Below are 15,461 nucleotides of genomic sequence, written 5' to 3'. Positions count from 1 at the left end.
AGGTTTTTTGTTTAATTTCGGATCAGGATAATTTTATAAAATTGTATTGCCAGATTCAATGGAATTGAAGTCTGTGGCAATTGTTTAAGTATAATAAGAAATGGAAAAAAGTCAATTAGAGATTGCATGTTTTAATCTTGATTCTGTCGAGATTGCTCAGGCAAATGGAGTAAACAGAATTGAGTTGTGTGTAAATATGAAAGAAGGAGGGACAACTCCGGATTTAAATTTAGTTCGGGCAGCGAGAGAAAAAGCTACAATAGATTTAAATGTTATTATCCGACCTCGAGGTGGAGATTTTGTTTATACAGAAGCTGAGTTTGAGGAAATGAAAGAGAATATAATCGAATACAAAAAATGTAATGTTGATGGGTTTGTATTTGGAAATCTTAATCCTGACGGAAGCCTAAATATGGAACAAAATAGGGAGCTAATTAATTTAGCAAATCCGCTACCTTGTACTTTTCATCGTGCTTTTGATGTTGTTGCGGATGTGTCTAAATCTCTCGAAGATGTAATTAATTGTGGTTTTAAAACAATCCTGACATCAGGACAAGGAAAAAATGTAGAAGAAGGAATAGATGTTCTTATCGATGTTGTCCAAAAAGCAAATAACAGAATAGTAATTATGCCAGGTGGAGGACTTAGATCTACTAATATTGGATTACTAAAAGAAAAACTAGGAAATACTTTTTTCCATTCATCAGCAATTACCGATTCTGACGAAACTGCGAGTGCAGTAGAGATTAATGCTCTAAAAGCTAAGTTGTAGTTTTAGTATGATGTGGTAAAAAACAAACACGAATTTCACGAATTGACACGAATTTATATGGCTAACTTAGTTTGTGAAATTAATTTCACAAACTAATTCGTGTCAATTCGTGAAATTCGTGTTCAATTTTTTTATAATATTAGTGCTTATATGACAGAGCCAGAGCCCGATTCCTTTATTTTTTAAAATCCGTTTTTATCAGCGTTTTCGCCTTGGCGAATCTGCGTCATCCGCGTTCCATTTTTAGACAATCTATGGAATTTAGATATATCAAAAAAGCCCAGAGTGGCATACTCTGGGCTTTCTTTACTACAAAAAATATTCAAAAAGGTTTCGACTTAAGTTTATCCTAAACGGAGACGAACGACTCAACCTGACAATAAAATTCGAATAAGTGTGATGGATTAAAACATTCCTCCGCCGCCTTTACTCGTGTTATCTTCTCTTTGTTTACGTTGCAAGTTTTTAATTTTTGCTCCACCAAAATTATAGGTTAAACCTAAATAAACTGTTTGACTTTCCCATGTAAATTCTCCTGTATGCGGGTAAGGATAATTAGAATCAAAAGCATATTTCATGGTGTCAAATACGTCATTAAAACGTACACTAATATTCATCTTGTTGTCTAATAATGTATAACGTGTACCTATGTCCATTTTGTACATTTCATGACTATTATTTTGAAGTCCGTCTACACCGCCTCTGTAAAAACCGAATAATAAGAAACTGATACGTTTGTTTACTTTAAAGTTTGAGTTCATACGACCATTAAATGCAGCAACAGTAACTTTCCTTTCAATTGGATTACTCATTTTTGTTACAGGATCGTATAAAAACACAACACCTTGTTGGTTGATACTAGAAAAATCAATAGAAGGTTGGATATCCCACCACTTTGTGATTTTGTAATTTAACGAAACTTCAAAACCGTAAGAAGTATTATGATCATAGTTAGTGTAAGTCATAATTTGTTTGTTACCGCTTGGGTCTGTTTCATCAGGATATAAAATTCTGCTAATTTGGTCATTAATACTTCTGTAGAAAACACTAGTTGTAAAACTTCCTTTTTCAAGAGTTTTAGTATAATTTATTTCTACCGAATTAGTAAACTGTGGTGTTAATTCAGGATTTCCTAAAGAGGTTACTAACGGAGTAGAAAACTCACGAATAGGTTTTGTTTGTTCTAAACTCGGACGGTCTACACGACGGCTATAGCTTAATTGCAAAGTATTTTTCTCATCCAGTTTATATGTAAGATAAGCTGATGGATATAAAGTGATATAGTCATCATTAAATTTTTCAAGACCATGATTTAAATTAGCTGCTACTTTATAACTTTCAAAACGAGCTCCTAATTGGTAACTGAATTTTTTGTATTTCTGACCAAATGTTACATAAGCTGAATAAATATTAGTGTCGTAAGTATAATTAGTAACTGGAAATTCAGCAAGCGGATTTCCGGTAATATAATCATTATTTGTTTTAGTAATTCTAGCTTCGGCACCAGCTTCAAGTGTAGTTTTATCGTTTAAAGGATTCACATAATCAACATTAAAAGTGCTTAATTTACGAGTAGCTTTAATTTGATCATCGTAAATTACGCTTTCTACAGTATTATCCGTTTTTGTAGATTGAGTATCAAAAGCAGCATATTGTGTTCCTTCATTATCACTATAGTTTCCTTCAAAATCTAAAGTATGGCCTTCTTTTTTAAAGATATGTTTGTAGGCTAAATTATAAGTACCAATTTTGTTTGGACCTGAGTATTTTGATTTCTGAAAAATATTAGAAACATCAGAATCTGTTAGATTATTATAATCAATATTAGTGTCTACAAATCCTTTTCCGTTTGATTTATTTTGGTTGGTATAGACAGACAATGTGTTATGATCGTCAATTAAATAATCCATTCCAATTTTATACAAGTAAGAATCATTATCGTTTAGGACATTAATATCCTGAATGATTTCCGGATCAATTCTTTTGATGAAACCACTGTTGTGATAAGTTCCAAAATTCTGACCTACGTTTCCAAATAAATTTACTTTTCCAGTTTTATAATTCAAATCTAATGATTGATTGTATTTAGCTGTTTCCCCAAAAGTAATACCAGCACTATAACTTCCGTTGAAACCAGTGTTGGAGTTTTTGTGCAGAATAATGTTGATGATTCCAGACATTCCTTCTGGATTATATTTAGCACTTGGGTTTGTAATCAACTCAATTTTTTTGATAGAAGTTGATGGAATTTGTTTCAGTAATTGTGCAGGGTCAATATTTGATGGTCTTCCGTCAATTAATACACGTACATTATCGTTTCCACGAAGAGAAAGTTTTCCGTCCTGATCAACATTTACCGAAGGGATATTATTCATAATGTCTGATGCAGAAGCTCCAGCAGTTGTAAGATCCTTACCAACAGTAATTACTTTTCGGTCAATTTTTTGTTCAATAGTCGAGCGTTCACTAACAATGTTTACACCTTTAAGTTGAGTAGCTTCTTCCTCAAGAGCTACTTTAAAAGTGTACTCTTTTTTTGAATCACTAAAGTATAAATTGGTTTTGTATGGTCTAAATCCGATGTATTGTATTTCTAAGATATAATTTTTTAAAGGAATATTTTTTAAAATAAAGTCTCCTTTATCATCTGTCACACCACTTGCGATTGTTTTCCCTTCTTCTTTTACGGCAACTGTTGCATAAGAAATTGGAGAATTAGTGGCTTTTTCTAGTACTTTTCCAGAAACACTTCCAGAATTTTGAGCTTGTACCGATGTTATCACTCCAATAAGTAATAACATGATAATTTTAAGTTTCATAAGATTTGATTTAGTTAAGGTTGATTAATTGATTATTTGATTGATGATTTTGTCTTTAAAATACAAGTTGATTATTCTTGCTGAAAATTTATTTAAAGACTCTATTAAGACTATTATATTAATTTTATGTTACAGGATTTGCGAAAAAAAATAGTTGAATTATTGTTTTTTCTTTGTTTTTCAGGTATTTAAGGCCGTTATTTGTAATGAGTCTTAATTATTTTTTAAAATATGAGAACTTCTTATCATAGATTTTAAACCTTTCACATTTTCTGTAATTGATGAATAAGCAGTATATTTGCACACTTTAAAACTAAGTTTACATGTCATTATCACAAATTCTTACGCCTTCTATACAAAAAGCAATACAAGCCTTATTTGAAGTAACCGTAGATAAAATCGAATATCAAACTACCCGAAAAGAGTTTGAAGGAGATATTACAATGGTTATTTTTCCTTTACTAAAAGTGATTAAAAGTAATCCTGTTGAGTTAGGAAATAAAATAGGGAATTATCTTGTAGAAAATCTTCCAGAGGTTGCCCGTTTTAATGTGGTTTCTGGTTTCTTAAATATTGTAATTGCCGATACCTATTATGTAAATTTCTTTAATGGTATAAAAGATGGAAAAAAATATGGTTTTGTAGAACCTAATCCTTCTGATAAAGCAATTATTGTAGAATATTCTTCGCCAAATACAAATAAGCCATTGCACTTAGGTCACGTTCGTAACAATTTGTTAGGATACTCAGTTGCCGAGATTATTAAAGCTGCAGGTAAAAAAGTTTATAAAACTCAAATTATAAACGACAGAGGAATCCATATTTGTAAATCGATGTTGGCTTGGGAAAAATTTGGAAATGGAGAAACTCCCCAAAGTACAGGTTTAAAAGGTGACAAACTGGTTGGGAACTATTATGTGAAGTTTGATAAGGTTTATAAAGAGCAGATTAATGAATTAATGCAAGCTGGTAAAACCGAAGATGAAGCTAAAAAGCAAGCGCCGATAATATTAGAAGCACAAGAAATGCTTTTAAAATGGGAAGCAGGAGATAAAGCTGTTAAAGAACTTTGGGCAAAAATGAACCAATGGGTTTATGATGGTTTTGCAATTACATATAAAAATCTAGGAGTAAATTTTGATAGTTACTACTACGAAAGCAATACCTATTTATTAGGGAAAGATGTTGTACAGATCGGTTTGGATAAAGGAATTTTTGAAAAAGATCCAGATGGTTCAGTTTGGATTGATTTAACCGATGAAGGTTTAGATCGTAAAATTGTACTTCGTTCAGATGGGACAGCAGTTTATATGACACAAGATATTGGTACAGCAATTCAGCGAGTAAAAGATCATCCAGATGTAGGAGGAATGGTTTATACTGTAGGGAATGAGCAAGATTACCATTTTAAAGTGTTGTTCTTAATTCTTCAAAAATTAGGTTTTGATTGGGCTTCAAGTTTATATCATTTATCATACGGAATGGTAGATTTACCTTCTGGTAAAATGAAAAGCCGTGAAGGAACTGTTGTTGATGCCGATGATTTAATGCAGGAGATGACCGATACAGCTCAGGAAATTTCAGAAGGATTAGGGAAATTAGATAGTTTCTCTGCCGATGAAAAAGCAAAACTATATAGTACAATAGGACTCGGTGCTTTAAAATATTACATTTTAAAAGTAGATCCTAAAAAACGTATCTTATTTAATCCAGAAGAGTCTGTAGATTTTGCTGGAAATACAGGACCGTTTATTCAGTATACTTATGCAAGGATACAATCGATTATTCGTAAAGCCGATTTTGATTTTTCTGTTACATTAACTGGAATCGAAGAGCTTCATGAGAAAGAAAAAGAATTGGTAAAACAAATCGAACTTTTCCCGGAAGTAATCCAAAATGCAGCTCATAATCATAGTCCGGCATTAATTGCTAATTATACGTATGATTTGGTAAAAGAATACAACTCATTTTATCAATCAGTACATATATTAGGAGAAGAGGATTTGACCAAAAAAATATTCAGAGTTCAATTCTCTCAAAAAGTAGGAGAGATTATAAAGTCAAGTTTTAGCTTATTAGGAATAGAAGTTCCTGAAAGAATGTAAAATAAAAAAGAGCCGTTAGTATTAAACTAACGGCTCTTTTTATAACTAACTAAAAATATTTATTTTACAAATTTGTTGATGATTGCATCCGTTTCTGCTTTTGTTGCAGTAGGTTTTAAATCAAACAAAAGAGAGTAAAGTGCTTTTCTATCTACTTTGGCTTCTAGGTTTAAATCTTGATGTCTGTCAAAAAGAGTTTGCCATTTATCACGAACATTTTTCCAAAGTGCGTTGTTTTCCTTCCACCATTTTTGACCAGCGATACATTTAATGTCTGCAACTTTAGTGTACACATCCATTCCCTTTTCTTGAGCTAACAAAACATCTTTTCCGCTATCATCGCGAACTAATTTGTCATTGTCTTGTTCATGATTCCATCCTGTAGCAGTAATTTCATGAATGTTTCTTCTTTTTAAAACATTATAATCATTACGTATTGTATGTTCTCTACGAGGTAGTGGAGCATCAGTAACATTTGCCCAGTAATCTTGTCCATCTACATGTACCCATGTTGAAGATCCTTCATATCTTGGACTATCATCTACCTGATATACTTTTTGACTCCATTGACCTTTTACGTCTTTTTTGTCTAATTTTTTATATTTCCAAGAAGTTCCTTTATCAAATAAATACAAGTCAGTGTTCTCATACAACCAATCTTGTCTCCAGTGTTTAATAATCATATCGTCACTTACTATCAATAAGTGTTGCATTACGATTTTGTTAGGAGTGTCTTCTAATAATTCTACCCATTCTAAAGCAGATTCATGTTTAGTTGGTGAAGGCTTGTAATTAATTGAATCTTTAGAATACTTAAATGTTTCAGTAAAATTAAATTTCACTTCATAACAACCACACATCGATTTTATCGATTTAATATCTTGTTGCTTTTTAGATTCCTGGCTAAATCCAAAATTTACAGATAACACCATAACGGCTGATAAACAGAGGCTTTTTGTAATCATAACTTGTTTTTTTTTGATTTAAAATTTTTAGCAAATATATAAATTTTATTTAGATTGAATTAAAATAATTATATATTTGCCAAGATTATTAAGACCAATTAAAAATAATGAAAATTAAAATTATCCTATTTATTGCCCTTGTATTTTGTGAAACACTTTCTGCACAGGAAAAACAGAAAGACAGTATTCGTGCAAATGAATTATCAGAAGTTGTAGTTACTGGACAATTTGAACCACAATCTATAAAGAAATCCGTGTTTAATGTACGTGTAATAACAAGTAAGGATATTCAGAATTTAGCAGCAACAAATTTATCAGATGTATTAAATCAGTACTTAAATATTACAGTTAGACCAAGCGGGACAAGCGGACGTTCAACTGTATCTTTATTTGGATTAGATGCTCAGTACTTTAAAATTTTGGTTGATAATGTGCCTTTAATCAATGAAGCAGGTTTAGGGAATAATACCGATTTATCTCAAATAAACCTGAATGATGTTGAGCAAATAGAAATAGTTGAGGGTTCAATGGGAGTTAGTTATGGAGCAAATGCCGTAAGTGGAGTTTTGAATATTATTACTAAAAAAACATCAAAATATAAATGGAGTTTCTCCGTCTCAGGACAAGAAGAAACTGTTAAGAATGAATTTGCGCTTTTTGATCAAGGACGACATATTCAGTCAATAAAGGGATCGCATACTTTTAATGAAAACTGGTTTGTGAGTATTGGAGCCAATCGTAATGCTTTTCAAGGTTTTCTTGATGATAAAAAAGGGATAGATTATATTGAGAATGATCAGACTCGCGGTTTTAAATGGCTTCCAAAGGATCAATTAAACGCAACAGCATTAATAGCATACCATAAAGGTAGTTTTCGTTTTTTCTATAAATTCGAATATTTAGATGAAGATGTAGATTATTACAATAGTACAGTGCAATCTGGTTACACTGCAGAATTAGGGTCATACCGATACGCAGAAGATAAACGATATTTTACCAATAGGTATTTTCATAATTTAAATGCGACTGGTAAGATGTTTTCAAAGTTAAACTTTAATGTTTCGCTTTCACATCAGAAACAACAACGCGATGTTGAAGATTTTAGATATTATTTATTTAATAAAAAAGAAGAAAATAATGTTACTGTAAAAGATCAGTCTATGGAAGCACTTTACTCTACAGGTACATTAAGTAATTTTTTCTCAGATAGTAAAGTTGATTTACAATTAGGATATGAGGCTGTAAATAATCAAGGATACTCATTGGTTCAGGAAGCAAATAATAAGTTGTCTCCGGTTCGTAAAAGGCTTGAAAATTATGATTTTTTTGCTTCCTCAGAAATCAGAGCAACTGAAAGATTTTCTATTCGTCCAGGATTGCGTTTTTCTGCTCAATCTAAATTTGAAAATCAATATGCATCATCTCTTGGTTTAAGATATTTATTTGATAAAGGAGTTGAACTTAGAGGTTCTTACGGTAATTCTTTCCGTACACCAACCTTTGAAGAGTTATATTCAAAACAAATTTTTGATGGACATTTTTTTACGGGTAATGAAAATCTTATTCCAGAAACAAGTACATCTTACGAAGCTAGTCTAAAAAAAATGTCTACTCTTTCTTCTGGATTACAAATCTCGAACACTTTAGCAGGAAGTTATTTAAATGTAGATGACCGAATTGATATGGCACTTGCAAGATTCAATCCAGATATGGGAAATCCAGAGTATGAATACATTAATATTAGTAAATATAAAATGTGGAATTTCTCGACTACCAACCAATTTAAAAAAGACAATTGGACATTTAATTTAGGAGCTTCTTTGGTTGGGATTTCTCAAAAAATAGAAAATCAGATTTTTTCTTCAGATGATAAGTTTCTTTATTCTTTTAATCTTAATAGTAGTGTTTCATATGTTATCCCAAGTTGGCAAACTACAATTTCGGCATATTATAAATACAACGGAAAATCACAACAATTTATAGAAACTACTTCTGCCTACGTAATATCCGAAGTTGATCCAAGCAATTGGCTTGATGCTTCAATTAGAAAAAATTTCTTTGGTGATAAACTAGAAGCTACAATAGGGGCAAGAAACATACTTAATGTACTTAATATAAATCAAACAAATACAAGTCAAGGAGTTGCTCATGCAGGACCATCACAAATAATGTTGGCTTATGGACGCTCTTATTTTTTAAAACTTACATATAACCTTAATCTTTAATATAAAATCAAATACAATGAAAAAGACATTTTTATTACTATCATTCGCATTATTGACACTTGGGTCTTGTTCAAGCGATGACAATAACGATACAACTACACCAGTAGGTCCATCTGTTGGGCAAGTTTTACAACCAAGTGTTGGTGGACCTAATCAACCTAATCAGGTTTTTGTAGATTTAAGTACAGGGAAGATAGAGTCTGTAAACAGAACAAAATGGGATTTAGGATTCTCTAGTGGTTCAGATTTTAGAGTTGTTATTAACGGTTCTATTAAAATGGCAGTAAAAAAGTTAGAGACTTCGGATATTACTTTGGTGCAGCAAATCGATAATACTGTTAATGTTGGATTTGATACACCTGCATCCATAGGATACGTTGATAATCCGACAGGAGTTTTAGCGGGAGCTGGAGCAGGAATAGGAACAGCTATTGCTGAGATTTCTGCTATAGATGCAGATAACAAAGTATATTTGGTAAATCTTGGATTTGAAGTTGGAACTACCGTGCCGAATGTAGGTTCAGCAAGTCTTTATGGTAATCCGAGAGGATGGAAAAAAATTAGAATTTTAAGAGGAGTGAATGGATACAAAATTCAATATGCAGATTTAGATTCAGCAACTTTCACGGAAAAAACAATTTCTAAAGATGCAGCTTTCAATTTTTCATTTTTTAGTTTGGCTTCAGGAAATAATGTAGTAGTTGAGCCTGAAAAAACAAAATGGGATTTAAATTTTACTGCTTTCACGAATTATACATCTGATGGTAAAATAGATGTAACTTATGGGTATGCTGATTTTATTGTCTCAAACATGAGAGGCGGAACTCAAGTATATGAAGTTTTAGTTGCAACAGGTGGAACTTATGCGGATTTTAATAAAGTAAAAGCTGTTGAAGCTAATTTTAAAACTTCTCTAACTGATCAAAGAGTTCTTGGGCCTAACTGGAGAAATGCAGGTGGTCAAAATGGTTCATTACCAAGTATTAAAACTGATCGTTTTTATGTAGTTAAAGATACAGAAGGGAATTACTATAAAGTAAAATTTCTTACTATGACAAATGCAGCGGGAGAAAGAGGATATGTATCATTTGAATATGCTCTTTTAAAATAGTCATATAAAAACGATTCCATTTTTATGGAAATAAAAAGATTGGTAAGTTATTTCATGTGGTAGGGTTGTAACTTATCAATCTTAATAACAAGACTATGTTTAAATTCAATTTAGATAGTAACTTGGTTTTTTTTTATTTTTTTTTTGGAAAGAGGCTGGATTTATCTAGCCTCTTTTTTATTTTTATTTAATCGTAAAAAAGGAATAATAGATTTATTGTTTATTCTATCTTTGCAAACGTTTTAATTAAATTAATAGGAAATTTGGATAATGGAGCTCTTATTGATTTTATTCTTCAAAATTTATAATTACAAGTGAATACAAAATCTTATTTTTTTCAGTCTTTTGCAATTGTAGCATTAGCATTTGTAGCTTTCATTGGTTTTAAACAAATATTACCAGATAAAATTTTTCCTGAAAGTAAAGTCGACTCCAAAAACGTACTTGTAGATAGTATGCTTCTGGAATCGTTTGAAAAAGAAGGCGTATCTAAAAAAAATGATAGCACCGATGCTGATGAAGAAGCAGGGGAGAATATCGTTTTTAATGCTAATGAAGGAATCGAATTCCCTTCAGAAACTTTCGATAATTATAAAGGATATCAATACCTGATTTCTTTTTACGATAAATTATATCAATTAGAAAAACATCCTGAGGCAAAAGTGAGGATTGCATATTATGGCGATTCTATGACCGATGGAGATTTAATTGTACAAGATGTTCGAAACAAATATCAAGAAAGATTTGGAGGCACAGGAGTTGGATTTGTTTCTATAACTTCAGAGTCAGCTGCATCAAGAGCTTCAGTAAAAGCGCTATATTCCAAAAACTGGAAAATGCAATCGTATCTTAATGTAAAGAGACCAACAAGTCCTTTTGGTGTAAACGGACACGTGTTTTTTGCAAATGATAAGTCAAATTCTACATGGGTTTCTTATGAAGCAGGTTTAAATAAATTTGCGACTAGTCTAGATAATCCAACCTTATATTATGGAAGATCATCAAAAACTGGAAAAGTGAATTTTATAATCGGAAAAGACACTATATCCAAAAGTCTTGCTCCAAATAATTTGGTTAACACTATAAAAGTAACTTCTAAAAGCATTAAAGCATTTAAAGCTAATTTTGTTCACGCAGATTCTATTCCTATTTATGGCTTCAATTTTGATAATGGTAGCGGAGTTCATGTAGATAACTTTTCGCAAAGAGGAAATTCGGGAATGCCAATTTCTATTTTTGATGCCAATGTAATGCAAAGTTTCAATGCCAATTTAAAATATGATTTAATCATTCTTCATTACGGAACCAACGTTTTAAATTATGGTACAAAAAATTATTCTTGGTACGGAAAAGGAATGACTAAAGCTGTTAATAAAATAAAAGCATCTTTTCCAGGAGTTTCTATTTTGATTATTTCTACTGCAGATAAATCGACAAAATATGATATGCAAATGAAAACCGATTCGGCAGTTGTTCCTTTAATGAAAGCTCAAAAGCGTTATGCTTTAGAAACTGAATCTGGATTTGTTAATTTATATACGTTGATGGGTGGAGATGGTTCTATGGTAAAATGGGTAGATGAAGCACCAGCAAAAGCAAACAAAGATTATACACATTTTAATCAGCGTGGAGCCAAAGCAATTGGTGGGTTACTTTATGAGCAATTAAATCAAGGTTACGAACAATATAAAGTTTTGCGCGAAAAAAGAGAAGCGGACATAAGAAAAGGCAAAACAGTCAGGAAAACGAATACAGATTCCGTATCTGTAATAAACGATAGTGTAGATGAATAAACTTATTATTTTCTTTTGTTGTCTTCTTTTTGCGTCTAATAACAAAGCGCAAAAAACCGAGCCAATTTTAATAACTAAAAAGATGACTGACAAAATCGATACGACAACTGTTGAGCCTATATCAGGGAGTCAAATTTATAATGCAAAGGTTTTAGAGGATTTCTTTAAGAAATTAAAAAGCAATGAGAATCAAGGGAATCATAAAATAAACATTGTTCATATCGGAGATTCACACATTCAGAGTGATTTGATGACAAACGAGATTCGTAAAGATCTCCAGAAAGAACTAGGAAATGGAGGGAGAGGTTTTATTTTTCCATATTCGTTAGCAAAAACCAACGGATCTTATAATGAACGCTTTCGTTCTAATAAAAGTTGGGAAAGTTACCGAAACATACTTCCGGAGAAAAACTGCCCAATGGGGTTAAGCGGAATCGCACTTTGGAGAAATACAGATGGATTTGTAATTGAGGTTAATGTAAAAGATCCTGCGTACAACTTTAATACAATAAAGATAATTACACCGCAAAACCAGCATATGTTTGACTTGGCAACTCGCATTCAAACTAATATGATTCAATCTTCGGAGAAAAAAGTAATTACACATAAAATAAAAAAAGGAGAGGCAATCTCGGTTATTGCAGATAAATACAATGTTTCGATTGCAGAAATTAAAAGAGCAAATCATTTAAAATCGAATGCAATTAGAGCGGGTAGAACCCTTAAGATTGTAACAAATGAAACGCGTCCTAAAACAATCTCACAATCAGAGTATGTTCCTTTGGATATAGAATCAGATTCGTTTACTCATTATTACAATACCGAAAAAGCATTAGATAAAATCTATCTTATTCCAAATAAGGATGCTAAGAAATATGAGCTTAATGGGTTAATCCTCGAGAAAGATTCACCAGGAATAATTTATAGCGGTATTGGAGTAAATGGTGCAAAATTTTCTGATTATAATAAATACCCAGTTTTCTTTGAACAACTAAAATCGTTACATCCTGATATGATAGTATTATCATTAGGAACAAACGAAAGTTATGACCGATTAGAAGCTTCAGGTTACATAAAGCAACTGCGCGAGTTTATAAGTAAGTTAAAAGAACAAAATATTCACGTTCCTGTACTAGTTATGACACCACCGCCATCGCTGTTAAAAGGAAGAAAACCAAATACGTTTGTAGCCGATTATACAAAACATATTTATGAAACGGCTCAAACAGATGGTCTGGCAGTTTGGGATTTGTATAACGAGTTTGGAGGAATGAGTGGTATTGGGAAATTAAAAGCCCAAGGATTAATTGGTCCAGATTGGGTACATTATTCTAAAAACGGATATGAAAAACAAGGAAGCTTGTTTTCGAAAGCATTATTAAACGAATACGATAATTTTAAATTAAAAAAATAAGTTGATAACAGTTGATAGCATTAATGATTGGTTCGTTCAAAATTTTGGTGCACTTACATTAGAACAGGTTAAGGGTTGGTTTATATATAACCCAGAAGAAAAATTATTATTCAACACAGGATTATTCTTAGGATTATTTCTGGTTTTTTATTTTGTGTATGCCTTTTTGCGCAAGACATTTTATCTAAGATTAACATATGTTATTCTATTCTCGCTTTTCTTTTATTACAAGTCAAGCGGAATATATTTCTTGCTATTGCTACTTTCTTCGGTTGTAGACTATGGCTTGAGTCAGATAATATATAATGAAAGTGTAAAAAGCCGAAAGAAAATATACTTGATAATAAGTGTTATCCTAAACCTAGGATTACTTGGGTATTTTAAGTACATGAACTTTATGATAGTTACCTACAATGATATGTTTCATGGTAATTTTGAGCTTCATGATATTTTCCTTCCAGTCGGGATTTCATTTTACACGTTTCAATCGATGAGTTATATTATCGAGATATATCGTGAAGAGATTAAACCAACAAAAAATTATATCGAATATTTATTCTTCGTTTCATTCTTCCCACAATTAGTTGCTGGGCCGATTGTAAGAGCTAAGGATTTTTTACCACAGATTTATCAAAAATTAAACCTTACAAAGGCAGACGTAAATAATGCGTTGTTTCTTATCATAGGTGGTTTAATTAAGAAAACGGTAATCTCTAATTATATCTCGGTAAACTTTGTAGATCGTGTTTTCGATTCACCAATGAGTTATACCTCATTTGAGAATTTAATGGCGTCTTATGGATATGCAATCCAAATTTATTGCGATTTCTCAGGATATTCAGATATGGCAATTGGTATTGCATTATTGCTTGGATTTAAATTGCCAGCCAACTTTAGAACACCATATAAATCGGTATCGATTACTGATTTCTGGAGAAGATGGCATATTTCATTATCAACTTGGTTAAAAGACTTCTTGTATATATCTATCGGAGGAAACAGAGAAGGAACATTCGCAGGATTTTTATTCCCGAGTTTATTCTTTTTCGGATTGTTACTTTGGGGAATAACAAATACTGCCGAAAGTATAATTCCGTTAGTAATTGCTGTTGGAGGAATCGCTGTTTTTTGTTTGTCATTTTTGCTTTCAAACAAATTAAAGCAAACCATGGTAACTAATTTTAACCTGTTTACAACAATGCTTTTAGGAGGATTGTGGCATGGAGCGGGAGCACAGTTTATTATTTGGGGAGCATTACACGGGTTGGCATTAGCAGTTCATAAAATATTTGTAGAACTTTTCCCTTCAAAAAAAGAAAGTAACGGATTAAGTGCAATCTGGAAATTCTTCTCAATTGTACTAACATTCCATTTTGTGGTTTTCTGTTGGATATTCTTCCGTGCAAAAGATTTCGATACAGCAATACAAGTAATCAACAATATCGGACAGTTAACATTCGAACCAGACCATTGGCAAACGATTGTATTAGGATATAAGAATGTGTTTTTGTTAATGCTTTTTGGTTATGTATGGCACTTTTTACCAGAAGTGGTTACAGCCAAAATGAAATTAGTTTTTGATAAAACACCATTAATCGGTAAAGCAATTGTTTTAGGATTTGTGTACTGGATTGTTTATGCAACAGCAGTTGCAGGTTCACAACCTTTTATTTACTTCCAGTTTTAGTTTTTAAGGTTCAAAGAAGCAAAGTTACAAAGGCGCAAAGGTTTATTCTTTTGCGCTTTTTTCTTTCACGCAGATTTCGCAGATAAAGCTGATTTTTCTTCTACTTAATGTAAAAAATAATCTGCCTAATCTGCTTTATCTGCGAGAAACAATGAACCTTACGATTTTGCGGCTTTGCAAACAAAAAAATTCGCGGACTTTGCGAAAAACTTTGCGCACATTGCGGTTAATATTTATTTCCAGTTTTAAAAGAAAAGGTTCAAAGAAGCAAAGTTACAAAGGCGCAAAGGTTTATTCTTTTGCGCTTTTTTCTTTCACGCAGATTTCGCAGATAAAGCTGATTTTTCTTCTGCTTAATGTAAAAAATAATCTGCCTAATCTGCGGAATCTGCGAGAAACAATGAACCTTACGATTTTGCGACATTGCAAACAAAAAAATTCGCGGACTTTGCGAAAAACTTTGCGCACATTGCGGTTAATATTTATTTCCAGTTTTAAAAGAAAAGGTACAAAGAAGCAAAGTTACAAAGGCGTAAAGGTTTATTCTTTTGCGCTTTTTTCTTTCACGCA

General features: G+C 31.9%; 9 protein-coding genes. 7 read left to right on the top strand and 2 right to left on the bottom strand.

Annotated features, from left to right (window positions below):
* Positions 1 to 100: 100 nt before the first annotated feature.
* Positions 101 to 772: a copper homeostasis protein CutC gene (locus OA93_RS02690; RefSeq protein ID WP_039111627.1), complete on the top strand. Its 672-nt coding sequence runs from the start codon at positions 101 to 103 to the stop codon at positions 770 to 772.
* A 404-nt stretch (positions 773 to 1,176) separates the two neighbouring features.
* Here the strand turns inward: OA93_RS02690 and OA93_RS02685 are convergent, their stop codons facing one another.
* Positions 1,177 to 3,591: an outer membrane beta-barrel family protein gene (locus tag OA93_RS02685; RefSeq protein WP_039111626.1), complete on the bottom strand. Its 2,415-nt coding sequence runs from the start codon at positions 3,589 to 3,591 to the stop codon at positions 1,177 to 1,179.
* A gap of 323 nt (positions 3,592 to 3,914) precedes the next feature.
* Between OA93_RS02685 and argS the strand changes: the two genes are divergently transcribed.
* Entirely contained in the window at positions 3,915 to 5,696 is a 1,782-nt protein-coding gene (gene argS / locus OA93_RS02680; RefSeq protein ID WP_039111625.1) for an arginine--tRNA ligase, read from the top strand.
* Between the two features lie 59 nt (positions 5,697 to 5,755).
* Here the strand turns inward: argS and OA93_RS02675 are convergent, their stop codons facing one another.
* Positions 5,756 to 6,661: a DUF6607 family protein gene (locus tag OA93_RS02675; protein ID WP_039111623.1), complete on the bottom strand. Its 906-nt coding sequence runs from the start codon at positions 6,659 to 6,661 to the stop codon at positions 5,756 to 5,758.
* Between the two features lie 107 nt (positions 6,662 to 6,768).
* On the opposite strand from OA93_RS02675, the gene OA93_RS02670 reads away from it, so the two are divergent.
* The 5 genes from OA93_RS02670 to OA93_RS02650 all read left to right on the top strand — a co-directional run bounded on the left by OA93_RS02670 (position 6,769) and on the right by OA93_RS02650 (position 14,891).
* The gene (locus OA93_RS02670) at positions 6,769 to 8,886 is read left to right on the top strand and encodes a TonB-dependent receptor (protein WP_039111622.1); all 2,118 of its coding nucleotides are present in this window, start codon (positions 6,769 to 6,771) and stop codon (positions 8,884 to 8,886) included.
* Between the two features lie 16 nt (positions 8,887 to 8,902).
* The gene (locus OA93_RS02665) at positions 8,903 to 9,997 is read left to right on the top strand and encodes an HmuY family protein (protein WP_039111621.1); all 1,095 of its coding nucleotides are present in this window, start codon (positions 8,903 to 8,905) and stop codon (positions 9,995 to 9,997) included.
* 314 nt (positions 9,998 to 10,311) lie between these two features.
* A complete protein-coding gene (locus tag OA93_RS02660; protein WP_052259356.1) occupies positions 10,312 to 11,790 on the top strand; it encodes an SGNH/GDSL hydrolase family protein in 1,479 nt (492 codons plus the stop codon).
* Between the two features lie 82 nt (positions 11,791 to 11,872).
* The gene (locus OA93_RS02655; RefSeq protein WP_240474649.1) at positions 11,873 to 13,204 is read left to right on the top strand and encodes a GDSL-type esterase/lipase family protein; all 1,332 of its coding nucleotides are present in this window, start codon (positions 11,873 to 11,875) and stop codon (positions 13,202 to 13,204) included.
* A gap of 1 nt (position 13,205) precedes the next feature.
* Positions 13,206 to 14,891: an MBOAT family O-acyltransferase gene (locus OA93_RS02650; RefSeq protein WP_052259355.1), complete on the top strand. Its 1,686-nt coding sequence runs from the start codon at positions 13,206 to 13,208 to the stop codon at positions 14,889 to 14,891.
* Positions 14,892 to 15,461: the final 570 nt, after the last annotated feature.

It is taken from the genome of Flavobacterium sp. KMS (assembly GCF_000813005.1).
In the GTDB taxonomy this organism is placed as follows: Bacteria; Bacteroidota; Bacteroidia; order Flavobacteriales; family Flavobacteriaceae; genus Flavobacterium.
This window is presented reverse-complemented; position numbering and strand designations above follow the sequence as displayed.

Excerpts from the sequence above, each read along its gene's own strand:
- OA93_RS02690 (WP_039111627.1), top strand. The coding sequence starts at position 101 with ATGGAAAAAAGTCAATTAGAGATTGCATGTTTTAATCTTGATTCTGTC.
- OA93_RS02685 (WP_039111626.1), bottom strand. The coding sequence starts at position 3,591 with ATGAAACTTAAAATTATCATGTTATTACTTATTGGAGTGATAACATCG.
- argS (WP_039111625.1), top strand. The coding sequence starts at position 3,915 with ATGTCATTATCACAAATTCTTACGCCTTCTATACAAAAAGCAATACAA.
- OA93_RS02675 (WP_039111623.1), bottom strand. The coding sequence starts at position 6,661 with ATGATTACAAAAAGCCTCTGTTTATCAGCCGTTATGGTGTTATCTGTA.
- OA93_RS02670 (WP_039111622.1), top strand. The coding sequence starts at position 6,769 with ATGAAAATTAAAATTATCCTATTTATTGCCCTTGTATTTTGTGAAACA.
- OA93_RS02665 (WP_039111621.1), top strand. The coding sequence starts at position 8,903 with ATGAAAAAGACATTTTTATTACTATCATTCGCATTATTGACACTTGGG.
- OA93_RS02655 (WP_240474649.1), top strand. The coding sequence starts at position 11,873 with ATGACTGACAAAATCGATACGACAACTGTTGAGCCTATATCAGGGAGT.